This is a genomic window from Burkholderia sp. SCN-KJ, assembly GCF_024656005.1.
Classification (GTDB): Bacteria; Pseudomonadota; Gammaproteobacteria; order Burkholderiales; family Burkholderiaceae; genus Burkholderia.
On record NZ_JANKOG010000011.1, the window covers coordinates 142,569 to 168,745 of the forward strand.

At 67.1% G+C, this 26,177-nt stretch carries 29 protein-coding genes; 23 read left to right on the forward strand and 6 right to left on the reverse strand.

The window, feature by feature from the left end:
* Positions 1–20: 20 nt before the first annotated feature.
* The 6 genes from NQV17_RS19785 to ptsP all read left to right on the forward strand — a co-directional run bounded on the left by NQV17_RS19785 (position 21) and on the right by ptsP (position 7,075).
* The gene (locus NQV17_RS19785) at positions 21–1,538 is read left to right on the forward strand and encodes an ammonium transporter (RefSeq protein WP_257773553.1); all 1,518 of its coding nucleotides are present in this window, start codon (positions 21–23) and stop codon (positions 1,536–1,538) included.
* Positions 1,539–1,780: 242 nt separating this feature from the next.
* Positions 1,781–3,070: a glutamate--cysteine ligase gene (gene gshA, locus NQV17_RS19790; RefSeq protein ID WP_044848231.1), complete on the forward strand. Its 1,290-nt coding sequence runs from the start codon at positions 1,781–1,783 to the stop codon at positions 3,068–3,070.
* Positions 3,071–3,095: 25 nt separating this feature from the next.
* Positions 3,096–4,052: a glutathione synthase gene (gene gshB / locus NQV17_RS19795; RefSeq protein ID WP_124520704.1), complete on the forward strand. Its 957-nt coding sequence runs from the start codon at positions 3,096–3,098 to the stop codon at positions 4,050–4,052.
* A 228-nt stretch (positions 4,053–4,280) separates the two neighbouring features.
* Positions 4,281–4,751 carry a PTS sugar transporter subunit IIA gene (locus NQV17_RS19800; RefSeq protein WP_044848229.1) on the forward strand — a complete coding sequence of 157 codons (471 nt, stop codon included), beginning with the start codon at positions 4,281–4,283 and terminating at the stop codon, positions 4,749–4,751.
* 74 nt (positions 4,752–4,825) lie between these two features.
* Positions 4,826–5,095, forward strand: coding sequence for an HPr family phosphocarrier protein (locus NQV17_RS19805; protein ID WP_006752075.1), 270 nt, complete (start codon positions 4,826–4,828; stop codon positions 5,093–5,095).
* Between the two features lie 207 nt (positions 5,096–5,302).
* A complete protein-coding gene (ptsP, locus tag NQV17_RS19810) occupies positions 5,303–7,075 on the forward strand; it encodes a phosphoenolpyruvate--protein phosphotransferase (RefSeq protein ID WP_257773554.1) in 1,773 nt (590 codons plus the stop codon).
* Positions 7,076–7,170: 95 nt separating this feature from the next.
* Here ptsP and NQV17_RS19815 read toward each other — a convergent pair whose 3' ends face one another.
* The 3 genes from NQV17_RS19815 to gpmA all read right to left on the reverse strand — a co-directional run bounded on the left by NQV17_RS19815 (position 7,171) and on the right by gpmA (position 10,589).
* Positions 7,171–7,923 carry a molybdopterin-synthase adenylyltransferase MoeB gene (locus tag NQV17_RS19815; protein ID WP_044848228.1) on the reverse strand — a complete coding sequence of 251 codons (753 nt, stop codon included), beginning with the start codon at positions 7,921–7,923 and terminating at the stop codon, positions 7,171–7,173.
* A 131-nt stretch (positions 7,924–8,054) separates the two neighbouring features.
* On the reverse strand, positions 8,055–9,596 hold the full coding sequence (locus tag NQV17_RS19820; RefSeq protein WP_257773555.1) for a S41 family peptidase: 1,542 nt from the start codon (positions 9,594–9,596) through the stop codon (positions 8,055–8,057).
* Positions 9,597–9,842: 246 nt separating this feature from the next.
* On the reverse strand, positions 9,843–10,589 hold the full coding sequence (gene gpmA, locus NQV17_RS19825; RefSeq protein ID WP_044848226.1) for a 2,3-diphosphoglycerate-dependent phosphoglycerate mutase: 747 nt from the start codon (positions 10,587–10,589) through the stop codon (positions 9,843–9,845).
* A gap of 136 nt (positions 10,590–10,725) precedes the next feature.
* On the opposite strand from gpmA, the gene NQV17_RS19830 reads away from it, so the two are divergent.
* The 5 genes from NQV17_RS19830 (at position 10,726) to NQV17_RS19850 (ending at position 13,661) form a co-directional block, all read left to right on the forward strand.
* Positions 10,726–11,148, forward strand: coding sequence for a rhodanese-like domain-containing protein (locus NQV17_RS19830; protein ID WP_044848225.1), 423 nt, complete (start codon positions 10,726–10,728; stop codon positions 11,146–11,148).
* On the forward strand, positions 11,145–11,405 hold the full coding sequence (gene grxC / locus NQV17_RS19835; protein WP_257773556.1) for a glutaredoxin 3: 261 nt from the start codon (positions 11,145–11,147) through the stop codon (positions 11,403–11,405). Before NQV17_RS19830 ends, grxC begins: the two co-directional genes overlap by 4 nt.
* A gap of 107 nt (positions 11,406–11,512) precedes the next feature.
* Positions 11,513–11,995, forward strand: coding sequence for a protein-export chaperone SecB (gene secB / locus NQV17_RS19840; RefSeq protein WP_017334323.1), 483 nt, complete (start codon positions 11,513–11,515; stop codon positions 11,993–11,995).
* Between the two features lie 26 nt (positions 11,996–12,021).
* Positions 12,022–13,020: an NAD(P)H-dependent glycerol-3-phosphate dehydrogenase gene (locus tag NQV17_RS19845; RefSeq protein ID WP_257773557.1), complete on the forward strand. Its 999-nt coding sequence runs from the start codon at positions 12,022–12,024 to the stop codon at positions 13,018–13,020.
* A gap of 116 nt (positions 13,021–13,136) precedes the next feature.
* Positions 13,137–13,661 (forward strand): O-acetyl-ADP-ribose deacetylase, encoded by a 525-nt coding sequence (locus NQV17_RS19850; RefSeq protein WP_124486536.1) that lies wholly within the window; start codon positions 13,137–13,139, stop codon positions 13,659–13,661.
* A 44-nt stretch (positions 13,662–13,705) separates the two neighbouring features.
* Here the strand turns inward: NQV17_RS19850 and trmL are convergent, their stop codons facing one another.
* Entirely contained in the window at positions 13,706–14,176 is a 471-nt protein-coding gene (gene trmL / locus NQV17_RS19855) for a tRNA (uridine(34)/cytosine(34)/5-carboxymethylaminomethyluridine(34)-2'-O)-methyltransferase TrmL (protein ID WP_257773558.1), read from the reverse strand.
* A 107-nt stretch (positions 14,177–14,283) separates the two neighbouring features.
* Positions 14,284–15,090 (reverse strand): ComF family protein, encoded by an 807-nt coding sequence (locus tag NQV17_RS19860; RefSeq protein ID WP_257773559.1) that lies wholly within the window; start codon positions 15,088–15,090, stop codon positions 14,284–14,286.
* A gap of 83 nt (positions 15,091–15,173) precedes the next feature.
* Between NQV17_RS19860 and NQV17_RS19865 the strand changes: the two genes are divergently transcribed.
* From NQV17_RS19865 to NQV17_RS19900, 8 genes are all read left to right on the forward strand, one after another.
* Positions 15,174–16,139, forward strand: coding sequence for a methyltransferase domain-containing protein (locus NQV17_RS19865; RefSeq protein ID WP_257773560.1), 966 nt, complete (start codon positions 15,174–15,176; stop codon positions 16,137–16,139).
* Positions 16,140–16,334: 195 nt separating this feature from the next.
* Positions 16,335–16,856: a DUF2244 domain-containing protein gene (locus NQV17_RS19870; protein WP_044848219.1), complete on the forward strand. Its 522-nt coding sequence runs from the start codon at positions 16,335–16,337 to the stop codon at positions 16,854–16,856.
* Between the two features lie 56 nt (positions 16,857–16,912).
* Complete coding sequence (coxB, locus tag NQV17_RS19875) at positions 16,913–18,499, forward strand: cytochrome c oxidase subunit II (RefSeq protein ID WP_257773561.1); 1,587 nt, start codon at positions 16,913–16,915, stop codon at positions 18,497–18,499.
* Positions 18,500–18,542: 43 nt separating this feature from the next.
* Positions 18,543–20,150: a cytochrome c oxidase subunit I gene (ctaD, locus tag NQV17_RS19880; protein ID WP_124666516.1), complete on the forward strand. Its 1,608-nt coding sequence runs from the start codon at positions 18,543–18,545 to the stop codon at positions 20,148–20,150.
* Positions 20,151–20,241: 91 nt separating this feature from the next.
* Positions 20,242–20,382: a cytochrome oxidase small assembly protein gene (locus NQV17_RS19885; RefSeq protein WP_027789063.1), complete on the forward strand. Its 141-nt coding sequence runs from the start codon at positions 20,242–20,244 to the stop codon at positions 20,380–20,382.
* Positions 20,383–20,419: 37 nt separating this feature from the next.
* Positions 20,420–21,028, forward strand: a complete 609-nt coding sequence (locus NQV17_RS19890; RefSeq protein ID WP_044848216.1) for a cytochrome c oxidase assembly protein — start codon at positions 20,420–20,422, stop codon at positions 21,026–21,028.
* A gap of 16 nt (positions 21,029–21,044) precedes the next feature.
* Positions 21,045–21,245 (forward strand): DUF2970 domain-containing protein, encoded by a 201-nt coding sequence (locus NQV17_RS19895; protein WP_006760730.1) that lies wholly within the window; start codon positions 21,045–21,047, stop codon positions 21,243–21,245.
* Between the two features lie 138 nt (positions 21,246–21,383).
* Positions 21,384–22,241 (forward strand): cytochrome c oxidase subunit 3, encoded by an 858-nt coding sequence (locus NQV17_RS19900; protein ID WP_044848214.1) that lies wholly within the window; start codon positions 21,384–21,386, stop codon positions 22,239–22,241.
* A gap of 186 nt (positions 22,242–22,427) precedes the next feature.
* On the opposite strand, the gene NQV17_RS19905 is transcribed toward NQV17_RS19900, so the two are convergent.
* Positions 22,428–22,637, reverse strand: coding sequence for a twin transmembrane helix small protein (locus tag NQV17_RS19905; RefSeq protein WP_059599872.1), 210 nt, complete (start codon positions 22,635–22,637; stop codon positions 22,428–22,430).
* An 84-nt stretch (positions 22,638–22,721) separates the two neighbouring features.
* Here NQV17_RS19905 and NQV17_RS19910 point away from each other — a divergent pair, with 84 nt between their 5' ends.
* From NQV17_RS19910 to cyoE, 4 genes are read left to right on the forward strand one after another with little or no spacing between them, the layout of a single operon-like run.
* Positions 22,722–23,432, forward strand: a complete 711-nt coding sequence (locus NQV17_RS19910; RefSeq protein WP_257773562.1) for an SURF1 family protein — start codon at positions 22,722–22,724, stop codon at positions 23,430–23,432.
* Positions 23,433–23,492: 60 nt separating this feature from the next.
* Positions 23,493–24,119: a cytochrome C oxidase subunit I gene (locus NQV17_RS19915; protein ID WP_257773563.1), complete on the forward strand. Its 627-nt coding sequence runs from the start codon at positions 23,493–23,495 to the stop codon at positions 24,117–24,119.
* Between the two features lie 25 nt (positions 24,120–24,144).
* On the forward strand, positions 24,145–25,257 hold the full coding sequence (locus tag NQV17_RS19920; protein WP_257773564.1) for a heme A synthase: 1,113 nt from the start codon (positions 24,145–24,147) through the stop codon (positions 25,255–25,257).
* Between the two features lie 8 nt (positions 25,258–25,265).
* Complete coding sequence (gene cyoE, locus NQV17_RS19925) at positions 25,266–26,168, forward strand: heme o synthase (RefSeq protein WP_257773565.1); 903 nt, start codon at positions 25,266–25,268, stop codon at positions 26,166–26,168.
* The last annotated feature ends 9 nt before the right edge of the window (positions 26,169–26,177 follow it).

Genomic DNA, 26,177 nt, shown 5'->3' on the forward strand with positions numbered 1-26,177 from the left:
GCGACAAGAGGAAACCCGAGATGCGCAAACTTCTGATGTCCCTGCTGATGGCTGGCTCGCTGATCGCGGCTGGCGTCGGTCCCGCGCTCGCCGACGACGCGGCCTCCGCCGCGGCAGCGTCCGCGCCCGCCGCCACGGCGTCCGATGCATCGGCAGCCGCCGCTCCCGCCGCTTCGGCGCCGGCCGCCACCGACGCATCGGCACCTGCCGCTGCCGCCGCACCCGCTTCGGGCGCCGCCACCGACGCATCGGCCGCCGCCGCTGCGTCCGCGCCGGCCGCACCCGCCGCGCCGACCGCGCCGTTCTCCGTCGATTCGTCGAAGATCAGTGCCGGCGACACCGCGTGGATGCTGACGTCCACCGCGCTCGTGCTGTTCATGACGATCCCCGGCCTCGCACTCTTCTACGCGGGCATGGTCCGCAAGAAGAACGTGCTCGCGACCGTGATGCAGAGCTTCGCGATCACTGCCGTGATCACGGTGCTGTGGACGGTGGTCGGCTACAGCCTCGCGTTCACGCCGGGCAGCGGCTTCATCGGCGGCCTGTCGCGCGTGTTCCTGCACGGCATGAACTACATCAAGGGCGACAAGGCGACCACGCTGACCGTCAGCCATCTCGCGACGACGATTCCGGAATCGGTCTACTTCGTCTACCAGATGACGTTCGCGATCATCACGCCGGCGCTGATCTGCGGCGCGTTCGCCGATCGCATGAAGTTCTCGGCGATGCTCGTGTTCATGACGCTCTGGTCGCTGATCGTCTATGTGCCGATCGCGCACATGGTGTGGGAGCCGACCGGCTGGCTGTCGGCCGACGGCGTGCTCGACTTCGCGGGCGGCACGGTGGTGCACATCAACGCCGGTATCGCAGGCCTCGTGTCGTGCCTCGTGCTCGGCAAGCGCGTCGGCTACGGCCGCGAATCGATGGCGCCGCACAACCTCGTGCTGACGATGATCGGCGGCTCGATGCTGTGGGTCGGCTGGTTCGGCTTCAACGCGGGCTCCGCGGTCGCGGCCGACGGCCGTGCCGGCTTCGCGATGCTGACCACGCAAGTGGCGACCGCCTGCGCGGCGCTCGGCTGGATGTTTGCGGAATGGGTCGCGAAGGGCAAGCCGTCGGTGCTCGGCATCGTGTCGGGCGCGGTCGCGGGTCTCGTGGCGATCACGCCGGCTGCCGGCTTCGTCGGCGTCGCCGGTGCGCTCGTGATCGGCATCGCGGCGGGCGTGATCTGCTTCTGGTCGGCCACGTGGCTCAAGTCGAAGCTCGGCTACGACGATTCGCTCGACGCGTTCGGCGTGCACGGCATTGGCGGGATTCTCGGCGCGCTGCTGACGGGCGTGTTCGCGGTCAAGGACATCGGCGGCGCCGACGGCAGCCTGCTGCTGCAGGCGAAGGGCGTGCTGATCACGCTGGTCTACAGCGGCGTGCTGAGCTTCGTGCTGCTGAAGCTGATCGACCTGACGATTGGCCTGCGCGTGTCCGAAGAGGAAGAGCGCGAGGGCCTCGACGTGATCCTGCACGGCGAACATGTCGAATAAGTCACAAGGATGACGGCGGGCCGCCGCGCAGACGGCGCCCGCCACGAATGAGCGCAGCGACTTCGGCCCGCCCACCCGGCGGGCATTTTTTCTCCTGCCGCGTGCTGCCGTAGCGCATAACCCTTCAGGCTATCGGGTCAATAGCCGAAAACTTCCTCCATATCCTTGTGAAGCCGGGAACAATCCCCAAATGGGCAAGGCAATTGCTCTACAATCTTCATTCTCCCGCTCGCGAGTGATTCATGGTTCCCCACCTCGTTACCGCGTTGAACGGTCCGCTGCTCGAGCTCGAGCAGAAGATCCTCGACGCGACGCCTGCGATCGAACGCTGGTTCAGGCTCGAATGGCAGGAACACACCCCGCCGTTCTATTGTTCGGTGGACCTGCGCAACGCCGGTTTCAAGCTGGCGCCCGTCGACGCGAACCTGTTCCCCGGCGCGTTCAATAATCTGCCGTCCGAAGTGCTGCCGCTCGCCGTCCAGGCCGCGATGGCCGCGATCGAGAAGATCTGCCCGGACGCGAAGAACCTGCTCGTGATTCCCGAGCTGCCGACCCGCAACGCGTTCTACCTGGAAAACGTCGCGCGGCTCGCGACGATCATGCGCCAGGCCGGCCTGAACGTGCGCTTCGGCTCGCTCGACCCGAGCATCACCGACATGACGCCGATCACGCTGGCCGACGGCCAGAAGATCGTGCTCGAACCGCTCGAGCGTTCACAGCGCCGCCTCGGCCTGAAGAATTTCGATCCGTGCTCGATCCTGCTGAACAACGACCTGTCGGCCGGGATTCCCGCCGTGCTGGAGAACCTGCACGAGCAGTACCTGCTGCCGCCGCTGCACGCGGGCTGGGCCGTGCGTCGCAAGTCGACGCACTTCTCGTGCTACGACGACGTCGCGAAGAAGTTCGCGAAGATGGTCGGCGTCGATCCGTGGATGGTGAATCCGTATTTCGCGCACGTCGAAGGCGTCGACTGGCAGGCGCATGAAGGCGAGCAGGCGCTCGCCGACGCGATCGACGGCGTGCTGAAGAAGATCGCGCGCAAGTATCGCGAATACGGCATCAGCGAGAAGCCGTACGTCGTCGTGAAGGCCGACGCGGGCACCGCCGGGCGCGGCGTGATGACCGTGCACGACGCGGCCGAGATCGGCCGCATGTCGAAGGCCGAGCGCGCGCAGATGGCCGAGTCGAAGGCCGGCCTCGCGGTGCGCGACGTGATCGTCCAGGAAGGCGTCTACACGTTCGAGCGCGTCGGCGACGAAGTGGCCGAGCCGGTCGTGTACATGATCGACCGCTACGTGGTCGGCGGTTTCTACCGCACGCACGGCGGCCGCGAGCGCGACCAGAACCTGAACGCGCCCGGCATGCACTACGTGCCGCTCGGCTTCGAGCACACCGCGCTGCCGGATGCCGGCGCGAAGCCGGGCGCCGCGCCGCCGAACCGTTTCTACATGTACGGCGTCGTCGCGCGCCTGTCGCTGATCGCGTCGTCGATCGAACTGGAAAAGACCGATCCCGAAGCCATCCAGGTGTAACGGCTTCGCTACGTACAGGACCCGCATGGACATTCTCTTTATCGCCGACCCGCTCGAGCGCTTCAAGATCTACAAGGATTCGACCTACGCGATGATGGCGGAGGCCGCGCGGCGCGGGCATGCGGTGTACGCGTGCCAGCCGCACCAGCTCGCATGGACGGGCTCGGGCGTCGAGGCGGACGTGCAGCGCGTGACGATCGTCGGCGATACGGCCGACCTGCATCGCCATCCGTGGTTCGAGGCGGCCGCGCACGAATCGCGTCAGCTGACGTCGTTCGGCGCGGTGCTGATGCGCAAGGATCCGCCGTTTGACATGGAATACGTGACGGCCACCTGGATGCTCGAGCTTGCCGAACGGGCGGGCGCGCGCGTGTTCAACAAGCCCCAGTCGATCCGCGATCACTCGGAGAAGCTCGCGATCGGCGAGTTTCCGCAGTTCGTCGCGCCGACGCTCGTCACGCGCGACGCCGCGCGCTTGCGTGCGTTCCATGCCGAGCATGGCGACGTGATCGTGAAGCCGCTCGACGGCATGGGCGGGATGGGCGTGTTCCGCGTGAAGGCCGACGGGATGAATCTCGGCGCGATCATCGAGATGCTCGGCCACGACGGCACGCGCTCGCTGATGATCCAGAAGTTCATTCCCGAGATCACGGCAGGCGACAAGCGCATTCTGCTGATCGCCGGCGAGCCGGTGCCGTATTCGCTCGCGCGGATTCCGCAGGGCAGCGAGGTGCGCGGCAATCTCGCCGCGGGCGGGCTCGGCGTCGCGCAGCCGCTGACGCCGCGCGACCGCGAGATCGCCGCGACGCTCGGGCCGGTGCTCGCCGCGCGCGGGCTGCTGCTGGTCGGGCTCGACGCGATCGGCGACTGGCTGACCGAGGTGAACGTGACGAGCCCGACGTGCTTCCGCGAAATCATGGAGCAGACGGGTTTCGACGTCGCCGCGATGTTCATCGACGCGCTGGAGCGGGCGGCCGCGTAGCCCGCTTTCCGCGCAAGCCCGGCGGCGGCCGCGCAGGCCCCCCGTCGCCGGAGCGGTTCGACCGGCCTGCTACAATGCCCGCTTGCCCGGTGCCGCGACCAGCGCGCCGAAGGCCCGGCGGTCGGGCCGAAACCGTTGCAAGGCTGAACATGAAACGTTTCCCATACTCGCTATGCTCGTTGCCCCGCGGGGCGTCGGCCCGCCAGGGGCGGCCGGGGGCAGTCTGACATGGCCGGGATTCTGATCATCGCGCACGCGCCGCTCGCCACCGCGCTGCGGGACTGCATCGCGCACATCTACGGCGGCGTGCCCGCGCGCATCGGCTGTATCGACGTGCTGGCGGACAGCGACCCGACCCAGGTGATGGCGTTCGCGCACGCGGAGCTCGCGCGGCTCAGGGAAGAGAACGGCGTCGTCGTGCTGACCGACATGTACGGCGCGACGCCCGCGAACATCGCGGGCCAGCTCGCGAAGCTCGACAACGTGCGCGTGCTGGCCGGCGTGAACCTGCCGATGCTGGTGCGCGCCGTCTGCTACCGTACCGTGCCGCTCGACAAGCTCGTCGACAAGGCGTTGTCCGGCGGCGCGAAGGGCGTCCACGAGGTGTCGGCCGGCACGCCGCCGCCGCCGTCGGAAACCGGCTGCGGCCAGTGCGCGCCGATTCCGCCCGAGCCGCAACCGCGCACCGAATCGCACTGACCGTCCCGTTTTCCGTTTTAGACCGACCCGCCGACGCACGTCGCCGGCGGCCTCGACCGACCCGACCGAGAATCATGCTTCAACAAGAAACCACCATCGTCAACAAATTGGGGCTCCATGCGCGCGCATCGGCCAAGCTTACGCAACTGGCCGGCAACTTCCAGTCGGAAGTCTGGATGACGCGCAACGGACGCAAGATCAACGCGAAAAGCATCATGGGCGTGATGATGCTCGCGGCGGGCATCGGCAGCAGCGTGACGATCGAGACCGAAGGTCCGGACGAGCGCGAGGCGATGGACGCGTTGCTCAAGCTGATCGCGGACAAGTTCGGCGAAGGTCAGTGATCCGGGGCCTGCCCCGCGATCGTTGCCGTTTCGAAGCAGAATGCCGCGTATGTCGCGGCATTTTTTTCGTCCGTAGCATTGATGCGGAAAGCGCAATGCTGCGCTGCATGCAGCCAGCACGGAGGTGCGGAATTTATAATCGCTAACCGGGGTCATAAGCGCATCGCAGCAGTGTGCCGCGGCTTTACATGTACAGAGGAGGTGCGCGTGTCCTTCACGCTGCATGGCATTCCCGTCTCACGTGGTATCGCGATCGGGCGAGCGTATCTGATCGCGCCGGCGGCGCTTGACGTCGCCCATTACCTGGTCGAGGCGAACCAGATCGACGCCGAGGTCGAGCGTTTCAGCACGGCGCGCGAGGTCGTGCATCGCGAACTCGACGCGCTGCGCGCCGACCTGACCGACGATACCCCGACCGAAGTGGGCGCGTTCATCGACGTCCACATGATGATCCTGAGCGACGCGATGCTCGTGCAGGAAACCATCGACCTGATCCGCACGCGACGCTACAACGTCGAATGGGCGCTGACCGAGCAGCTCGAGCTGCTCACGCGCCACTTCGACGATATCGAGGATGAATACCTGCGCGAGCGCAAGGCCGACATCGAGCAGGTGGTCGAGCGCGTGCTGAAGGCGCTCGCCGGTGCGCCGTCGGCGTCGCAGGCGCTCGATCGCGCGGCCGGGCACAGCCAGAACGAGATGATCGTCGTCGCGCACGACATCGCGCCGGCCGACATGATGCAGTTCAAGTCGCAGTCGTTCCAGGCGTTCGTCACCGACCTCGGCGGGCGCACGTCGCACACGGCGATCGTCGCGCGCAGCCTCGGCATTCCGGCCGCGGTCGGCGTCCAGCATGCGAGTTCGCTGATCCGCCAGGACGACCTGATCATCGTCGACGGCGACCAGGGGATCGTGATCGTCGATCCGGCGCCGATCGTCCTCGAGGAATATTCGTACCGCCAGTCCGAGAAGCTGCTCGAACAGCGCAAGCTGCAGCGCCTGAAGTTCTCGCCGACGCAAACCCTGTGCGGCACGAAGATCGACCTCTACGCGAACATCGAGCTGCCCGACGACGCGAAGGCGGCGGTCGAGGCCGGCGCGGTCGGCGTCGGGCTGTTCCGTTCCGAGTTCCTGTTCATGCATCAGAAGGAGATGCCCGAGGAGGAGGAGCAGTTCGCCGCGTACAAGCGCGCGGTCGAGTGGATGAAGGGCATGCCGGTGACGATCCGCACGATCGACGTCGGCGCGGACAAGCCGCTCGAGGCGCTCGACGAAGGCTACGAGACGGCGCCGAACCCGGCGCTCGGCCTGCGTGCGATCCGCTGGAGCCTGTCCGAGCCGCAGATGTTCCTCACGCAGCTGCGCGCGATCCTGCGCGCGTCCGCGTTCGGGCAGGTGAAGATCCTGATCCCGATGCTCGCGCACGCGCAGGAGATCGACCAGACGCTCGACCTGATCCGCGAGGCGAAGCGCCAGCTCGACGACGCGGGGCTCGCATACGATCCGAACGTGCGCGTCGGCGCGATGATCGAGATCCCGGCCGCGGCGATCGCGCTGCCGCTGTTCCTGAAGCGCTTCGATTTCCTGTCGATTGGCACGAACGACCTGATCCAGTACACGCTCGCGATCGACCGCGCGGACAATGCGGTCGCGCACCTGTACGACCCGCTGCATCCGGCGGTGCTGCACCTGATCGCCTATACGCTGCGCGAAGCGAAGCGTGCGGGCGTGTCGGTGTCGGTGTGCGGGGAGATGGCGGGCGATCCGGCGCTCACGCGCCTGCTGCTCGGGATGGGGCTCACCGAGTTCTCGATGCACCCGAGCCAGTTGCTGGTCGTGAAGCAGGAGATCCTGCGCGCGCACCTGAAGGCGCTCGAGAAGCCGACGGCCGACGTGCTGGCCGCGTTCGAGCCGGAGGAAGTGCAGGCGGCGCTCAAGCGCCTGTCGGTCGCGGAACCGCGCGCGGACGCGGCTGCCTAGGCGGCGCGGACTGCGCGGCGAAACCGTCGCGCGCGTCGCTAGCGAAACGTCGCGCATGCGCCGCCCGGCGCATGCGTTCATGCATCCCGCGCGCGTCAGTGCCGGCCCTGGCACACGGGGCAGTCGGCCTGGCGCGCGATCTTCATCGTCGTCCATTCCATTCGCAGCGAATCGAGCATCATCAGCCGCCCGTTGAGCGTCGTGCCGATCGCGCCGATCACGCGCAGCGCTTCGGCGGCCTGCATCGCGCCGATGATCCCGACCGTCGGCGCGAACACGCCCATCGTCGCGCACGCGACTTCCTCGAACGGCTGGTCCTCCGGAAACACGCACGCGTAACAGGGCGCGGCCGGGTCGCGGAAGTCGAACGTGCTGATCTGGCCGTCGAAGCGCAGCGCGGCGCCCGACACGAGCGGCACGCCGTGCGCGACGCACGCGCGGTTGATCGCATGGCGCGTCGCGAAGTTGTCGGTGCAGTCGAGCACGACGGTCGCCTGCGGCACGTGCGCGTCGAGCCATGCATCGTCGACGCGCGCCGCGACCGCGTGCACGGTCACTTCCGGGTTCAGCTGCGCGAGCGCGTCGCGCCCCGATTCGACCTTGCTGCGGCCGACCGAGGCCGTCACGTGCAGGATCTGCCGCTGCAGGTTCGTGAGGTCGACCGTGTCGGCGTCGACGAGCGTGATCGTGCCGACCCCGGACGCCGCGAGATACATCGCGGCCGGCGAGCCGAGACCGCCGGCACCGACGACGATCGCATGCGCGTCGAGGAAGCGCTGCTGCGCCTCGATGCCGATTTCGTCGACGAGGATGTGGCGGGAGTAGCGGAGGAGTTGATCGTCGTTCATGGAGAGGTCGGGTGAGGCATGCCGCCGGCGGCGGCGCGGACGCCTCTGCGTCCATCTGCATATTCTAGGCGCACATGAAAAACGGGCCATCGCGGTCTTCCCGCGATGGCCCGTCGGATGCCGGCCGGCGCTTACTGCGGTGCCGACGCGGGCTTCGGTGCGGCGGCCTTCGCGCCCGACGCCTTCGCGGGGGACGCGGCCTTGGTCGCAGGACTCTTCGTCGTGCTCTCGGCGAGCAGCGACTTCGATTCCTGCACCGTCTTGCCTTCGAGCTTGTTGAGCGCCTGCTGCATCATGAAGTCGTCGGCGCTGCCGAACTCGATCGGCTTGCGATCGCGGTCCTTCTGGCGTTGCTCCGGCGTCTTCTTGTCGTTCTGCTCCTCGAGGACGCGCAGCTGGTCCATCCGGCGCTGCTCGCGCTCTTCCTGTTCCTTCTTCTCGTTCGGATCCTGCGTGTTCGCGAGGTGGTTCGTGTAGTCGACCTCGCGCGTCACGAGCACGTCGTCCGGATCGCCGTCCGCATACTGATCGACCGGCACGTCGGGCGTGATGCCCTTGTTCTGGATCGAACGGCCGCTCGGCGTGTAGTAGTAGGCGGTCGTCAGGCGCAGCGCGGTGTCGGCCGTCATCGGACGGACCGTCTGCACCGAGCCCTTGCCGAACGTCGTCTTGCCCATGATCTGCGCGCGCTTCGAATCCTGCAGCGCGCCGGCGACGATCTCCGACGCGGACGCCGAGTAAGCGTTCGTCAGCACGACCATCGGCACGGTCTTGAAGATCGGCGGCAGGCTCTTCAGCGGATCGCCGTCGAAGGACGGCAGGCGGTAGTTGTCGTAGGTGTCGCGGTAGACCTGCTTCGAATCCGGGATCTGGCCGTTGGTCGACACGACGACGGAGTCGGGCGGCAGGAACGCGCCGGCGACGCCGACCGCGCTCTGCAGCAGGCCGCCGCCGTTGTTGCGCAGGTCGACGATCAGGCCCTTCAGGTTCGGCTGCTGGCGCGCGATGTCCTGCAGCTTCGCGGCGAGATCGGGCGTCGTGCGCTCCTGGAAGCTCGTGATCCGGATATACGCGTAGCCCGGGTCGAGCAGCTTCATCTTCACGCTCTGGACCCTGATGATCGCGCGCGTGACCGTGATCGGGAACGTGCGGTCGTCGCTCTTGCGGAAGATCGTCAGCGTGACCTTGGTGCCCGGCTCGCCGCGCATCTGCTTGACGGCCTTGTCGAGCGTCATGCCGCGCACCGGCTTGTCGTTGATGCGCGTGATCAGGTCGCCCGGACGGATGCCGGCGCGGAACGCGGGCGTATCTTCGATCGGCGAGATCACCTTGACGAGGCCGTCTTCCTGCGAGATCTCGATGCCGAGACCCGCGAAGCGGCCCTTGGTCTGCTCCTGCAGCTCGTCGTAGTCGGTCTTGTCGAGGAACGACGAGTGCGGGTCGAGGCTCGACACCATGCCCTTGATCGCCGCCGTCAGCAGCTTCTTGTCGTCGACCGGCTCGACGTACTCGCGCTTGATCTGGCCGAACACTTCCGCGAACAGGCGGAGCTGGTCGAGGGGAAGCGGTGCCATGGCGGTCTGCTCGGCCGATGCCGAAACCTGCAGCGTGGCGAATACGCCCGTGGCGAGGCCCGCGGCAATCAGGCCGATGTTCTTCAATTTCATTCGCATAGAGAGTCTGGTGCGGTCGGGAAGCGCGTGGCGGTAGCGGGGATGTAGCGGACAAGTATAACTGTTCGCCCGATTGCTCAGTGGACCGGTGCGAAATGGTCCGGGAGCCCGGTCCCGGCGGGGGCGCCGGATGCGCAGCGGATTCGAAAGCGGGTTCGACAGCACCGGGGCCGCGAAGGTTCGCGCCCGCGCGCCGGAGCGGCCGGGCAGGCCGCGCGCGAGGCGGCCCGCCCGGCACGACGGGTATCAGCCCGCCTTGCCCTGCTTCGCGACGGCGGCCTGCGCCTTCGCGATCGCGTCCTGGTCGCCCAGGTAGTAGTGCGTGATCGGCTTCAGGTTCTCGTCGAGCTCATACACGAGCGGCACGCCGTTCGGGATGTTCAGGCCGACGATGTCGCTGTCCGAGATGCCGTCGAGGTACTTGATCAGCGCGCGCAGCGAGTTGCCGTGCGCGGCGATCAGCACCTGCTTGCCCGCACGGACGGCCGGCGCGATCGACTCGTTCCACAGCGGCAGCACGCGCGCGACCGTGTCCTTCAGGCATTCGGTGAGCGGCAGCTGCTCGCGCGGCACCTTCGCGTAGCGCGGGTCGTCGAACGGCGCGCGCTCGTCGGTCGGCTCGAGCGCCGGCGGCGGCGTGTCGTAGCTGCGGCGCCACACGAGCACCTGCTCGTCGCCGAACTTGGCGGCCGTTTCCGCCTTGTTCAGGCCCGACAGCGCGCCATAGTGGCGCTCGTTCAGGCGCCACGAGTGGACGACCGGCAGGTACATCAGGTCCATCTTGTCCTGCACGTGCCACAGCGTGCGGATCGCGCGCTTGAGCACCGACGTGTAGGCGATGTCGAACGTGTAGCCGGCCTCCTTGAGCAATTCGCCGGCCTGGTAGGCCTCGTTGCGACCCTGTTCGGTCAGGTCGACGTCGACCCAGCCGGTGAAGCGGTTTTCCTTGTTCCACGTCGATTCGCCGTGGCGGATGAGAACGAGTTTGTACATGGATCTTGCGGTCGGTAGTGATAGGGAAGCGGGGCGCGTCGCGCGGTACCCGGCCCGGGTCCGCCATCGCGCAAGGCGGTTATTTTATAATGGCGCGATTGTCCTCATCCGATTTCTCTTTTTCCGGCGGCATTCCGTGACGTTCTTTACCAATTACACGAACCTGGCCCTTATCGCGATCCTGCTGGTTTCCGGCGGCCTCCTCGCCTGGCCGGCCCTGCGCCGCGGCCGCGGCGGCCTGTCGGCCGCGGAGGCGACGCAGCTCATCAATCGCCGCAACGCGGTCGTGATCGACCTGCGTACCGCGTCCGACTTTGCTGCCGGCCACCTGCCGTCGGCACGCCAGCTCGCCGCCGGCGAGATCGGCGCGAAAATTGCGCAGGTCGCGAAAAACAAGAGCACCCCCGTGCTGCTCGTCTGCCAGAACGGCCAGCAGTCGCAGAAGGCGGCGCGCGAGGTCGAGGCGGCAGGCTATGCCGAGGTACACGTGCTCGAGGGCGGCGTCGCCGCCTGGCAGCAGGCCGGGATGCCGGTCGTCAAACAAGGAGTGGCGAAGTGAGCAAGGTTTTGATGTACAGCACGCAGGTGTGTCCGTATTGCATTCAGGCCGAGCGCCTGCTGAAGCTGCGCGGCGTGGAGCAGATCGAAAAGGTGCTGATCGACCGCGATCCGGCCCGCCGTGAGGAAATGATGACGCGCACCGGTCGTCGCACGGTCCCGCAAATCTATATTGGCGACAAGCACGTCGGCGGCTACGACGATCTGTCGAAGCTCGACCGCGAAGGCGGGCTCGTGCCGCTTCTGCAAGCGGCCTGATTAGGGCAGAATGGCCGCCGGCCGCGCCGCGGCATGAGCGCGCAGGATTCAACCGAGGCGGCCGGCGTGAAGCCGGGCCGCCGCGTCACCACTTTTAGGGAAACACCATGTCCGACGTCGAAAACCAACCGTTCTTCAACATCCAGCGCGTCTACCTGAAGGATATGTCGCTCGAGCAGCCGAATTCGCCGGCGATCTTCCTCGAGCAGGACATGCCGTCGGTTGAAGTCGAAGTCGACGTCAAGGCCGAACGTCTCGCGGAAAGCGTGTTCGAAGTCGTCGTGTCGGGCACCGTCACCGCGAAGGTGAAGGACAAGGTCGCGTTCCTGATCGAAGCGAAGCAGGCCGGCATTTTCGACATTCGCAACATTCCCGACGAACAACTCGACCCGCTCGTCGGCATCGCCTGCCCGACGATTCTGTTCCCGTACCTGCGCTCGAACATCGCCGACGCGATCACGCGTGCGGGCTTCCCGCCGATCCACCTGGCGGAAATCAACTTCCAGGCGCTGTACGAGCAGCGTCTCGCGCAGCTTCAGCAGCAGCAGGCCGGTGCGGCAGGCGCGCCGAACGGCTCGACGCTGAACTGACGTTTTACTCCGGACCGGTGCTGGGTATGAAAGTAGCCGTTCTCGGCGCCGGTGCCTGGGGCACCGCGCTCGCGGGCCATCTGGCCGCGCGGCACGATACGCTTCTCTGGGCGCGCGACGCCGCGCTGATCGCCGGGCTGCAGGCCCGGCACGAAAATTCCCGCTATCTGGATGGCATCGCGCTGCCCGATGCGCTGCGCTACGACGCCGATCTCGGCGTCGCGCTCGCGCACGGCGCCGCGGACGACGCGCTGTGCGTGATCGCCGCGCCGGTGGCCGGGCTGCGCACGCTGTTCGGCGCGATGCGCGACGCGGGCTGCGTGCCCGCGCATGTCGTGTGGGTCTGCAAGGGCTTCGAGGCCGACACGCATCTGCTGCCGCACCAGGTGATCGCGGCCGAGCTGCCGGGGCAGCACAGCAACGGCGTGCTGTCGGGGCCGAGCTTCGCCCGCGAGGTCGGGCTCGCGCTGCCCGTCGCGCTGACGGTCGCGAGCACGTCCGCCGAATGCCGCGAACGCACGCTCGCCGCGTTCCATCACGGCGCGATGCGGATCTATACGGGTGACGACGTGGTCGGCGTCGAGGTCGGCGGCGCGGTGAAGAACGTGCTGGCGATCGCGACCGGCATCGCCGACGGCCTCGGCCTCGGGCTGAACGCGCGCGCCGCGCTGGTCACGCGCGGTCTCGCCGAAATGTCGCGCCTCGGCGTCGCGCTCGGCGGCCGCGCGGAGACCTTCACGGGCCTCACGGGCCTCGGCGACCTGATCCTCACCGCGACGGGCGACCTGTCGCGCAATCGCACGGTCGGCCTGCAGCTGGCGGCCGGCCGCTCGCTGAACGACATCCTCGGCGCGCTCGGCCATGTGGCCGAAGGCGTGCGCTGCGCACAGGCCGTGCTCGCGCTCGCGCGCGCGCAGGCGATCGAAATGCCGATCACCGAAGCCGTGTGCGGTGTGCTGTTCGACGGCGTCGCACCGCGCGATGCGGTCAGCGGCCTGCTGCGGCGCGACGCGCGCGCCGAATAACGCTGACGAATCACCGACGAATCACACCGATTTTTGCGGCCGGGCGCACTCGCGCACAGCGGGCGGCGCCAAAGCGCACTACGCTTGAACCGTCTCCGGCGTTTCGGGAGGGTGTCATGCTGCAGATCGGTTCCACCACGCTCGACGCGCAACGCGTCGACATCACGACGCTCGACGTCGACGTGATCGTCAATGCCGCGAACGGTTCGCTGCTCGGCGGCGGCGGGGTCGACGGCGCGATCCATCGCGCGGCCGGCCCGGGCCTGCTCGCCGAGTGCCGCACGCTCGGCGGCTGCGAGACCGGCGACGCGAAGCTCACGCGCGGCCACGGGCTGCCGGCCCGATACGTGATTCATGCGGTCGGCCCGGTGTGGCACGGCGGCGGGCGCGGCGAGCCCGAGTTGCTCGCGGCATGCTACCGGCGTGCGATCGAGCTGGCCGAGGAGGTTGCGGCGACCTCGATCGCATTCCCGGCGATCAGCTGCGGCGTGTACCGCTATCCGGCCGAGGAGGCCGTCGACATCGCGGTCGGCACGGTCGCCGAAATGCTGCCGCAGGCGCCGAACCTCGCACGCGTGGTGTTCGCGTGCTTTTCATCCGACATCTACGACCTGTATCGCGCGCGGCTCGCGCGTATCTAGCGCGTGAGCGGATCCGGCCGCGCGGCGCGGGCCGGGCGGGCGCGTCAGGCGCCGCCTTCGAAGCCGGCCTGGCGCCACGCCTCGAACACGACCACCGCCACCGTGTTCGATAGGTTCAGGCTGCGGTTGCCCGGCCGCATCGGCAGGCGCACGCGCTGTTCGTTCGCGAAGCGTTCGAGCACCTCGGCCGGCAGGCCGCGTGTTTCCGAGCCGAACACGAACCAGTCGCCCGGCACGAATGCATGGTCGTGGAAGCGGCCCGAGCCACGGGTCGTGAACGCGAACATCCGCGCGGAATCGGGTGCTTCGGTCGCGACGAACGCGTCCCAGTCGCGGTGCACGCGCATTTCCGCGTACTCGTGATAATCGAGGCCCGCGCGGCGCATCTTCGCGTCGTCGAGCGGAAAGCCGAGCGGCTCGATCAGGTGCAGGCGCGCGCCGGTGTTTGCGCACAGGCGGATCACGTTGCCGGTGTTCGGCGGAATTTCGGGGGCGACGAGGACGACGTTGAACATGGTTGGGTCTGGCTGGGCCGGCCGGGGCGAAGCGGCGTGCACTCCGTCCCGGCCGGCCGGTTCGTGACGACCGGCGCCGCGCGCGGGCGGCCGGCCTCTCTATCTAATTAATCCCTGGCGGTGCGCAGCGCAACCAGATTCGTCACGCGTGCGGCGCCCGCCGCCTTCAATGCCTGCGCGGCCGCCGCGAGCGTCGCGCCGGACGTCATCACGTCGTCGACGAGTGCCACGTGGCGGCCGGTGAGGTCGCCCGCCACCGCGAACGCCGCGCGCACGTTGTCGCGCCGCGCGCGCCGGTCGAGCCGCGACTGCGGCGCGGTTTCGGCCACGCGTGCCAGCAGCGCCGCGTCGGCGCGCACGCCGAGCCGGCGCGCGAGCGGCCGCGCGATCGCCCACGCCTGGTTGTAGCCGCGCGCGACGAGCCGTCCGTGCGACAACGGCACCGGTGCGATCACGTCGAAGCCGCCGGTGGCGCGCAGCGCGTCCGTGTCGTCGATCCGCTGTGCGAGCCGGGCCGCGAATTCCGCGCCGAGCGCGAGCCGCGCATGAAACTTCAGGCCGCGCGCGAGCCCGTCGAGCGGGGCGCGGTAATCGGCGAGCGCGAGCGTCGCATCGAACGGCGGCGGCGTCGCGCGGCATGCTTCGCACCGATACGCGGACGCGGAGCCGGCGCCGCCGTGCCGGCCGCGGGCTGCGCGCGGCCGCCCGACGCCCAGCGGCACCGCGCAGACGTCGCAGCGCAGCCGCGCTTCGTTCCAGTACGCGGCGTCGCAGGCGCTGCAAATCACCGGATGTGACAAATTGCCGCACAGCGCGCACCGATTCGGCAATGCGAGTGCGACGACGCGCACGGCCAGCGCGCGAACCTGCGACAAAACGACGCGCATCGGGCGCGGGGCGGAACTGCGATCCATCGCGAACACTCCTGGCGGCCCCGTCTCGATGAAGGCTACGAGGCGAGCGAGTATACTTCGGGCTCTTCGCCAGTGTGCCCGACATGTCCCCAGCTTCGACTTCAACCGGCCGTCCGGCCAATGACACCCGGCGTCTGCGGCGGATCTTCGATCGCCGCGCCGCCGCGTTCGACGCGGTCGCGTTCCTGCCGCGCGAGATCGCGCAGCGGATGAACGAGCGCCTCGAATACATCAAGGTGAGCCCCGCGGCCGTGCTCGACGCAGGCTGCGGCCCGGGCGACGACCTGCCGGCGCTGCGCGCGCGCTTCCCCGAAGCCCCGGTGTTCGGCGTCGACCTGTCCGGCGCGATGCTCGCGCGGGCGGGCCAGCGCGAGGTCGAGCAGGCGAGCTGGCGCCGCTGGCTGCCCGCGTCGCTCGGCCGGGCGCTGGGCCAGCGCGGCCCGCGCGTCGCGCAGGCCGACTTCTCGGTGCTGCCGTTCGCGGCCGGCGCGTTCGACCTGATCTGGTCGAATCTCGCGCTGCACTGGCATTCGCGTCCCGACACGGTGTTCCCTGAATGGCAGCGCGTGCTGCGCGTGAACGGCCTGCTGATGTTCAGCACGCTCGGCCCCGACACGCTGCGCGAGCTGCGCGCGGCCTGCGCGGATGCCGAAGCGGCGCTCGGCATCGCACCGCCGGCCGCGCGCGTCGTCGATTTCGTCGACATGCACGACCTCGGCGACATGCTCGTCGAGAGCGGCTTCGAGATTCCGGTGATGGACCAGGAAGTGCTGACCGTCACGTACAAGACCCCCGATTCCCTGCTGGCCGACGTGCGCCGCTGGGGCGCCTATCCGTTCGATCGCGCGGTGCCGCAGCATGCGGCGCGGCGCTTTCGCGCGGCGCTCGGCGACGCGCTGGAAGCGCGCCGGCGCGCGGACGGCACGATTGCGCTGACGTTCGAGGTGATCTACGGCCACGCATGGAAGGCCGTGCCGCGCACGACCGCCGAGGGGCACGGCATCGTGCGCATCGAAGATATCGGAAAGGGGCGTCCGAAGAATCGGTAAAGCGGTAAAGAGGGGTTTTGTTATGTCTGAAATTAGCGGCGCAAAGCGGGGTCGAATAGACGCCAAAAACGGCCGGGAAGCTTGTGGCGCTTGGCTCGCGGGCCGATAGCCGCTTGCTTGTGGATGCCATTGAACCCGCCTATAATGCGTCAGCTTGTCGTCCCGGGGTCCCCGCAATACGGGCCGACGAGTCCGATGCAGGCATGCATCGCATGCCATTCGCGTGAGGCGGCGATGGAAGCAGCAAGGGTGTCGGCGGAGACGAACGATGAACCGGTCCTCGAAGACTGGCTCATGAAACGCAACTGTTCGGTGTCGCCGCGCCAGTTCGTGCTGTTTTACGCGTCGCTCGCGGGCTTCTCGCTGGTGATCGCGGCAGTGCTGATGTGGCGGGGGGCCTGGCTCGTCATGCCCTTCACCGGAATCGAATTGCTGGCGGTCGGCGTCGCGTTTGCGATCCATGCCCGTCATGCGGTCGATTACGAGCGCATCAGGCTGTTTCCGCACCGGCTCGTGATCGAGCGGATGGATGCGGAGCGGCTCACGCAGATCGAATTCAATCCGCGCTGGGTGCGGGTCGAGCCGGGTGCGACGCCACGCGATCCGATTCGACTGGTATCGCGCGGGCAGACCGTCGTAATCGGGCAGCATCTCGCGCAGCACAAGCGTGCGCAGTTCGCCGACGAACTGCGCGTGTCGCTCAGGCGCTGCGGCTGACGAGGCGCGGGCACCGGCCGGAACAGGCCGGCGCCTTGCGACGGGGGAGGGTTTGAATGGAAATTTTGGGTAAGGATGCTATGAAAACAATCAAGCGAGCCCTCACGGGCGTGCTGGCATGCAGCGGATTGCTCTTTGCCGGCGCGGCTCTGGCGGTCGGTGATAGCCCGGGCGGCCCCCGCGTCAACGAGATCAACTTTCAGCCGCCTGTCACGAAGATCGCCGAGGAGCTCTACGATCTCCACACGATGATGCTGATCCTGTGTACGGTGATCTTCGTCGGCGTGTTCGGCGTGATGTTCTATTCGATCTTCGCGCACCGCAAATCCAAAGGCCACAAGGCCGCCAATTTCCATGAAAGCACGACCGTCGAAATCATCTGGACGATCGTGCCGTTCATCATCGTCGTGCTGATGGCGCTGCCGGCCACGAAGGCCGTCGTCGCGATGAAGGACACGACCAACGCCGATCTCACGATCAAGGTCACCGGCTACCAGTGGAAGTGGGGCTACGACTACGTGAAGGGGCCGGGCGAGGGCATCAGCTTCTTGTCGACGCTCAGCACCCCGCGTGACGAAGTGATGGGCAAGAAGCCGATCACCGAGACCTACCTGCAGGAAGTCGACAACCCGCTCGTCGTGCCGGTCAACAAGAAGATCCGCATCATCACGACCGCGAACGACGTCGTTCACTCGTGGTACGTGCCGGCGTTCGGCGTGAAGCAGGATGCGATCCCCGGCTTCGTGCGCGATACGTGGTTCAAGGCCGACAAGGTCGGCACGTTCCGCGGCTTCTGTACCGAACTGTGCGGCAAGGAACACGCGTTCATGCCGGTCGTGGTCGTCGTGCTGTCGGACGACGACTACGCGAAGTGGGTGAGCGCGCAGAAGGCCAAGCTGGCCAGCGCGTCGGTCGATCCGAACAAGGTTTACACGATGGCCGAACTCGTCGCGCACGGCGAGGAAGTCTACAAGGCGAACTGCGCGGCCTGCCACCAGGTGAACGGCAAGGGCCTCGGCGCCTTTCCGGCGATGGACGGCAGCCCGATCGTGAACGGCCCGATCGCCGGCCACGTCGAGCGAGTGCTGCACGGCAAGGGTGCGATGCCGTCGTGGGCGTCGCTGTCGGACCTCGACATCGCATCGGTCATCACGTACGAGCGCAACTCGTGGGGCAACCACAAGAACGACCTGCTGCAGCCGAAGCAAGTGACCGACGCGCGCAACGGCAAGATGCCGGAAGACGTGGCGGGCGCCGCGGCGCCGGCCGAAGCGGCCTCGGCACCGGCGCAAGCCGCGTCGGGTGCGGCCGAGCAACCGGCGGCATCGGCGGCTGTGTCGACGATCTACTTCGAAACGGGCAAGAGCGTGCTGCCGGCCGATGCGAAGGCGGCGATCGCCGCAGCGGCCGACTATGCGAAGGCACATCCGGACGCGAAGCTCGCGCTGTCGGGTTTCACCGACAAGACGGGCTCGGCCGACGCGAACGCCGAACTCGCCAAGCATCGTGCACAGGCCGTGCGCGACGCGCTGAAGGCAGCAGGCGTGGCGGAAGACCACATTATTCTCAAAAAGCCGGAAACGATCACGGGCGGGGCTGACGCGAAGGAAGCCCGGCGGGTCGAGATCGGGCCGGCGGCTTGACGTGTCGCTGAGTTAGTCGACGTATTCGCATTAGGAGATTCTCATGTCTAGCATCGGGCACGACGTAGCCGCGGACCACGCGCACGACGACCACGCGCACGAAATGCCGCACGGCTGGCGGCGCTGGCTGTTCGCCACCAACCACAAGGACATCGGTACGCTGTACCTGCTGTTCTCGTTCATCATGTTCCTGTCGGGCGGCGTGATGGCACTCGGCATCCGTGCCGAGCTGTTCGAGCCGGGCCTGCAGATCATGCGTCCGGAGTTCTTCAACGAACTCACGACGATGCACGGCCTGATCATGGTGTTCGGCGCGATCATGCCGGCGTTCGTCGGCTTCGCGAACTGGATGATTCCGCTGCAGATCGGCGCGTCCGACATGGCGTTCGCGCGGATGAACAACTTCAGCTTCTGGCTGCTGCCGGTCGCGGCCGTGCTGCTGGTCGGTTCGTTCTTCGCGCCGGGCGGCGCGACGGCCGCCGGCTGGACGCTGTACGCACCGCTGTCGACGCAGATGGGCCCGGGCATGGACTTCGCGATCTTCGCGGTCCACATCATGGGCGCGTCGTCGATCATGGGCGGGATCAACATCGTCGTGACGATCCTGAACATGCGCGCACCGGGCATGACGCTGATGAAGATGCCGATGTTCGCATGGACCTGGCTGATCACCGCGTACCTGCTGATCGCCGTGATGCCGGTTCTGGCAGGCGCGATCACGATGGTGCTGTTCGACCGCCACTTCGGCACGTCGTTCTTCAACGCGGCAGGCGGCGGCGACCCGGTGATGTACCAGCACATCTTCTGGTTCTTCGGCCACCCCGAGGTGTACATCATGATTCTGCCGGCGTTCGGGATCGTGTCGCAGGTGATCCCGGCGTTCGCACGCAAGACGCTGTTCGGCTATAGCTCGATGGTGTATGCGACGGCGTCGATCGCGATCCTGTCGTTCATGGTCTGGGCGCACCACATGTTCGCGACGGGCATGCCGGTCACCGGTCAGCTGTTCTTCATGTACGCGACGATGCTGATCGCGGTGCCGACGGGCGTGAAGGTGTTCAACTGGCTCGCGACGATGTGGCGCGGCTCGATGACGTTCGAAACCCCGATGCTGTTCGCGATCGGCTTCCTGTTCGTGTTCACGTTCGGCGGCCTGACGGGCCTGATGCTGGCGATGGCGCCGCTCGACATCCAGTACCACGGCACCTACTTCGTGGTGGCGCACTTCCACTACGTGCTGGTGGCGGGTTCCCTGTTCGCGCTGTTCGCGGGCTGGTACTACTGGGCGCCGAAGTGGACGGGCTGGATGTACAACGAGACGCGCGGCAAGATCCACTTCTGGTCGTCGATGATCTTCTTCAACCTGACGTTCTTCCCGATGCACTTCGTCGGTCTCGCGGGCATGCCGCGCCGCTATGCGGACTACCCGGCGCAGTTCACGGACTTCAACCAGGTGGCGACGATCGGCGCATTCGGCTTCGGCCTCGCGCAGGTGTACTTCCTGTTCGCGGTCGCGCTGCCGGCCTACCGTGGCGGCGGCGACCTGGAAAAGGCGTCGGACAAGCCGTGGGATGGCGCGACGGGCCTCGAGTGGACGGTGCCGAGCCCGGCTCCCTTCCACACGTTCGAGCAACCGCCGCACGTCGAATAAGTTTCACCCGGCGTTCCGCCGCTGCCTGCCGCGCAGGCAGGCGCGGCGGGCGCCGAATCGATGTACCAGCGAAGTTTCAGCGAAGTTTCAAATGAACCGGAATCCACAACAAAGACGAACGCCCGAGCAGATTCGCGCGGGCAACAAGCGGCTCGGCCTCATCCTGCTCGTCATCGCCGCCGTTTTTTTTGTGGGTGTCGTGATCAAGCAGTGGTGGCTGTCCACTCACTGAGATGCAGTAACTGACGCAGTAGCGAGGAAGTCGTCGTATGTCGAAGCCGGAAGAGGGCGCCGTCGATCGCGCATTCAATCGTTCGATGCTGGTGAAGCTCTTCGTCGTGGCCGGACTGATGTTCGGCTTCGGCTTCGCGCTGATTCCGATGTATCGCGCGATCTGCCAGATCACCGGCATCAACAACCTGGTGCAGCGCGATGTCAGCGAACGCGAGGTGAAGAACTCGCAGGTCGACATGAGCCGCACGGTGTCGGTCGAGTTCGATGCGAATGCGCGCGGCCCGCTCGGTTTCAAGCCGGAGCGCAACAGCCTCGACGTGCATCCGGGCGAACTGACGACGATCGTGTACGACGTGACCAACGGGCAGGGCAGGCCGGTGGTGGCGCAGGCGATTCCGAGCTACGCGCCGAAGCAGGCGACGGAGTTCTTCAAGAAGATCGAGTGTTTTTGCTTCACGCAGCAGACGCTGGCTGCGAACGAGTCGCGCAAGATGCAGGTGGTGTTCGTGATCGATCCGAAGCTGCCGAAGGACGTGAAGACGATCACGCTGTCGTACACGTTCTTCGAGCTGAACACGCCGGCCGCGCCGGCGCCGGCACCGCGCAAGACGGCGGCGCAGGGCGACGCGAAGCCGGACGCATGACGACGGAGACGGGGCAGTGACAGAGACCAAGCGGAGCGGGTCGTTCGGCCAGGCGTTGCGAGCGGTGTTGTGGTCGTTCTTCGGGGTGCGCAAGCGGCGCGACCTGGAGGCCGACGCGACGCAGCTCAATCCGCTGCACGTGCTGATCGTCGCGTTGATCGCGGCCGGTGTGTTCATCGGCGTGCTGATCCTGATCGTGCGTGCGGTCGTGGGCTGAGGCTCGCGGCCACGAAAGAATGCAGTGCGTAGCGCCCGGGCGCTGCGTGCGGGAAAGAGCGGCGGCGGTCGCGCCGTGCAAGAAATAAAGCCGGAGCGGTTTCCGGTACACAAATTGGACTGAAGTGGAGAATCAAGCATGAGCGGTCAAAACCAGACCCCGTACTATTTCGTGCCGCATCCGTCGCAGCATCCGATCAGCGCGGCCTGCGGCCTGCTGGTCATGCTCGCGTCGGTGGCGCTGTGGATCAACGGTCACGACTGGGCTCCGTACACGGCGCTGCTTGGCCTGCTGTGGTTGCTCTTCACGCTGTACCACTGGTTCGGCGATTCGATCGCCGAGTCGGAAGGCGGTCATTACGGCAAGAACGTCGACAAGTCGTACCGCTGGAGCATGAGCTGGTTCATCTTCTCCGAAGTCATGTTCTTCGGCGCATTCTTCGGCGCGCTGTTCTACGCGCGTGAAATCGCGCTGCACCAGCTCGGCAGCCTCGACTACAAGCTGATCTGGCCGGATTTCTCCGCCGTGTGGCCGAACGAAGGCCCGGCCGCGCTCGCCGGTCACTTCAAGACGATGGGCCCGTGGCCGATCCCGACGCTGAACACGGCGCTGCTGCTGTCGTCGGGCGCGACGCTGACGGTGTCGCACCACGCGCTGCGCGACAATCATCGCAACAAGGCGATCGCGTGGCTGGCCGCGACGCTCGTGCTCGGCGTCTGCTTCCTGTTCACGCAGGGCTTCGAGTACTACCACGCGTACAACGAACTGAACCTGACGCTGAACTCGGGCGTGTACGGCTCGACGTTCTTCCTGCTGACGGGCTTCCACGGCTTCCACGTGTTCCTCGGCGGCACGATGCTCGCGGTGGTGCTGGTGCGGATGATCCGCGGCCACTTCAAGCCGGATCACCACTTCGCATTCGAAGGCGCCGCGTGGTACTGGCACTTCGTCGACGTCGTCTGGCTCGGCCTGTACGTCGTCGTCTACTGGCTGTAAATGCAACAACGGCCCGCGCAGCGATGCGCGGGCCGTTTTCATTGGCGGGGACGGGGCAGCGGCCGGCTGCTTGCGCTCGACGCCAATCCCGCGCCGCCGCGACTCAGTCAGGCGGCGCTTTTGCTTGGTAGCGCCGCTGTGCGGCGAAATGTCACAGCGATTGCAGCGGCCGGCGCGGTGAAGGCATCAACGCCCGATCGGCAGGCCGGTCGAATGGATCCAGCCCATCCAGTTCGCGAACAGGATGAACAGGAACAGCGAGACCGACAGCCCGACGCGGGTGGCAAGCGACCACACCATGCGTTTCGTATGGCCGCGGTCTTGCATCATGAAGTAGAGCGCCGAGCCCATGCTGGCGACGATGAGGACGAAGGCGATGGGAACGAGGATGTGCATGACACGAACCGGACGACGGCAATTCGAAAGGAAGAGGATAATTATCGCACTTCGCTTTCGCGAATGTGCCTCGCGGGTGGCCCGATGAAGATCCGCTGGCTGCCTGCGCTGCTGATTCTCGTCGTCGTCGCGGTCACGATTCGCCTCGGGTTCTGGCAGCGCGACCGCGCGCACCAGAAGGAAGCGCTGCAGGCGAACGTCGTGCGTTACGAGCATGCGGCGCCGGTCGACGTCGGCGCGCAGCCGATTCCGCTCGCGTCGATCGAGTTCCACCGCGTGCGGGCGAAGGGCCGCTTCCTGCCGGAGCAGGCGGTGTTCCTCGACAATCGGCCGTATAACGACCAGCCGGGTTTTTACGTCGTGATGCCGTTTAAACTCTCGGGCGGCGGCGCCGTGCTGGTGAACCGCGGCTGGCTGCCGCGCAACATCGCAGATCGCACGGCGATCGAGCCGTTCCCGACGCCCGACGGAGAGATCGAGATCGAAGGCATCGCGCGCGCCGACGCGTCGCGCGCGTTCGAGCTCGGCGAAGGCGGTTCGGCCGCGCACCAGAAGATCCGGCAGAACCTGGACGTCGCCGCGTATGCGAAGGAAACGGGGCTGCCGCTGCAGCCGTTCGTGATCCAGCAGACGAGCGACGACGGCGACAAGCTCGTGCGCGACTGGCCGGCGGCGACGACCGGCGTCGAGCGCAATTACGGTTACATGTTTCAGTGGTGGGCCATGGCGGCGGTCGCGCTCGGCTTCGGCCTGTACGCCGCGCGGCGTGCGGCGAAGAAGTCGGCCGGCGCGTGAGCGCCATGGCAGGACGCGGCGCACGCGCCGCGGGTTCGTTTCGAGAGGTCTGATTTGTCCATGCAATCTTCCCGTCAGGGTCCGGCCGCTGCGCCGATCTCGCCCGCGGCCCGCAAGCGCGGCCGCTGGATGCTCGTGCTGCTGGGTCTCGTGTGCGCGGCGCCGATCATCGCGTCGTACTTCACCTATTACGTGATCAAGCCGAAGGGCGGCTCGACCAACTACGGCACGCTGATCGAGCCGCAGCGGCCGATCCCGGCCGACCTGCAGGTCATCGACGAAACCGGCAAGACGGTGCCGCTGTCGTCGCTGCGCGGCGTGTGGCTGTTCGTGATGACCGACCGCAGCGCGTGCGACGATGCATGCGCGCAAAAGCTCTACTTCATGCGCCAGATCCGCGTCACGCAGGCGGGCGAGCGGCACCGGATCACGATGGTGTGGCTGCGCAGCGATGCGGACGCGATTCCGCAGAAGGTTCTGGAAGCCTATCCGGACACGCGCCGGCTGGTCGCCGATCCGGCCGCGGTGGCTGCATGGCTGCCGGCCGACGCCGGCACGAAGGACAGCGACCACCTCTACATGGTCGATCCGAACGGTAACCTGATGATGCGTTTTCCGAAAGACCCGAATCCCAGCAAGATCAAGTCGGACGTGACCAAGCTGCTGAAGTGGTCGAGCATCGGCTAAGGCGAGACGACGAGGCAACCATTCGATGTCGTATCTACTGCAACTCGGCCTGATCGGCCTCTGCATCGCGCTGCTGCCGCTGTCGTACGTGTGGGTGAAGGCCGATGACGACAAGTTCCGCAAGCTGGTGTGGATCACCACGTTCCTGACCCTCGACCTGGTGATGTTCGGCGGCTTCACGCGGCTGACCGATTCGGGCCTCGGCTGCCCCGACTGGCCTGGCTGCTACGGCACGTCGTCGCCGTTCATCGCGCACGCCGCGATCACGGCCGCGCACCAGGCGATGCCGACCGGCCCCGTCAGCATGACGAAGGCGTGGATCGAGATGATCCACCGCTATTTCGCGATGGCGATCGGCGTGCTGATCATCGCGCAGGTCGTGATCGCCTGGTCCGCGCGGCTGCGCCGCCGCCCGCTGCACGTGTCGCCGTGGTGGCCGACGAGCCTCTTGCTGCTGATCGTCGTGCAGGGCGTGTTCGGCGCGTGGACGGTCACGATGAAGCTGCAGCCGGTGATCGTCACGACCCACCTGCTGCTCGGCCTCATGCTGCTCGGCACGCTCGGCTGGCTCGCGGCGCGGCAGACGCCGCTGCCGTCGCATGACCCGGAGGCCGGCCGCTACCGCGCGGCCGCGCTCGCTGCGCTGGTGCTGCTGGTCGTGCAGATCGCGCTCGGCGGCTGGGTGAGCACCAACTACGCGGTGCTCGCGTGTACCGACTTCCCGACCTGCAACGGTCAGTGGATGCCGCCGATGAACTTCGGCCAGGGCTTCCATCTGTGGCGCGCGCTCGGCATGACGAAGGACGGCGACGCGATCACGCAGGATGCGCTGGTCGCGATCCACTGGACCCACCGCACGTTCGCGTTCGTCGTCGTCGCGTACCTGGTCGCGTTCGCGCTGAGGATGCGCCGCTTCGAGTCGCTGCGTCGGCCCGCGAACGGCGTGCTGCTGGTGGTTCTGCTGCAGTTCCTGACGGGCCTGACCAACATCGTGCTGCAGTGGCCGCTGCCGGTCGCCGTCGCGCACAACGGCGGCGCCGCGATCCTGCTGCTGCTCGTCGTCATGTTAAACTTTCGCATCCTTTCAAGCCGCCCCGGCCGTGTCGTGCAGCCCGCGCGCGACGCCGCCCCGGCGTGACCGTCCCCATGCAAAGCACCCTTTCCCAATCGCCCGGTAGCCGGTTCTCGCAGTACATGGCGCTGACGAAGCCGCGTGTCACGCAGCTCGCGGTGTTCTGTGCGGTGATCGGCATGTTTCTCGCGACGCCGGGCATGGTGCCGTGGCATGTGCTGATCGGCGGCACGGTCGGCATCTGGCTGCTGGCCGGCGCCGCGTTCGCGATCAACTGCCTCGTCGAGCAGAAGATCGACGCGATGATGCGCCGTACCGCGTGGCGTCCGTCCGCGCGCGGCGAGATCACGACGCCGCAGATCCTGCTGTTCTCGGCCGTGCTGGGCAGCGTCGGCGCATGGACGCTCTATACCTTCACGAACCCGCTGACGATGTGGCTGACGATCGCGACGTTCGTCGGCTACGCGGTGATCTACACGCTGCTGCTCAAGCCGATGACGCCGCAGAACATCGTGATCGGCGGCGCATCGGGCGCGATGCCGCCGGCGCTCGGCTGGGCCGCGGTCACCGGCGCGGTGCCTGGCGACGCGTGGATCCTCGTGCTGATCATCTTCGTGTGGACGCCGCCGCATTTCTGGGTGCTGGCGCTCTATCGCCGCAAGGACTACGAAAACGCGGGCCTGCCGATGCTGCCCGTCACGCACGGCGAGAAGTTCACGCGGCTGCACATCCTGCTGTACACGGTGATCCTGTTCGCGGTCACGCTGATGCCGTTCATCTCCGGGATGAGCGGCGCCGTCTACCTGGTGAGCGCGGTGCTGCTCGGCGCGGTGTTCCTCGCGTATGCGTGGAAGATCCATCGCGACTATTCGGACGAACTCGCCCGCAAGGCTTTCCGTTACTCGATCGTCTACCTGTCGCTGCTGTTCGCCGCGCTGCTCGTCGATCACTATGCGCGCCCGCTGCTCGGCGTGTAACCGCACGGT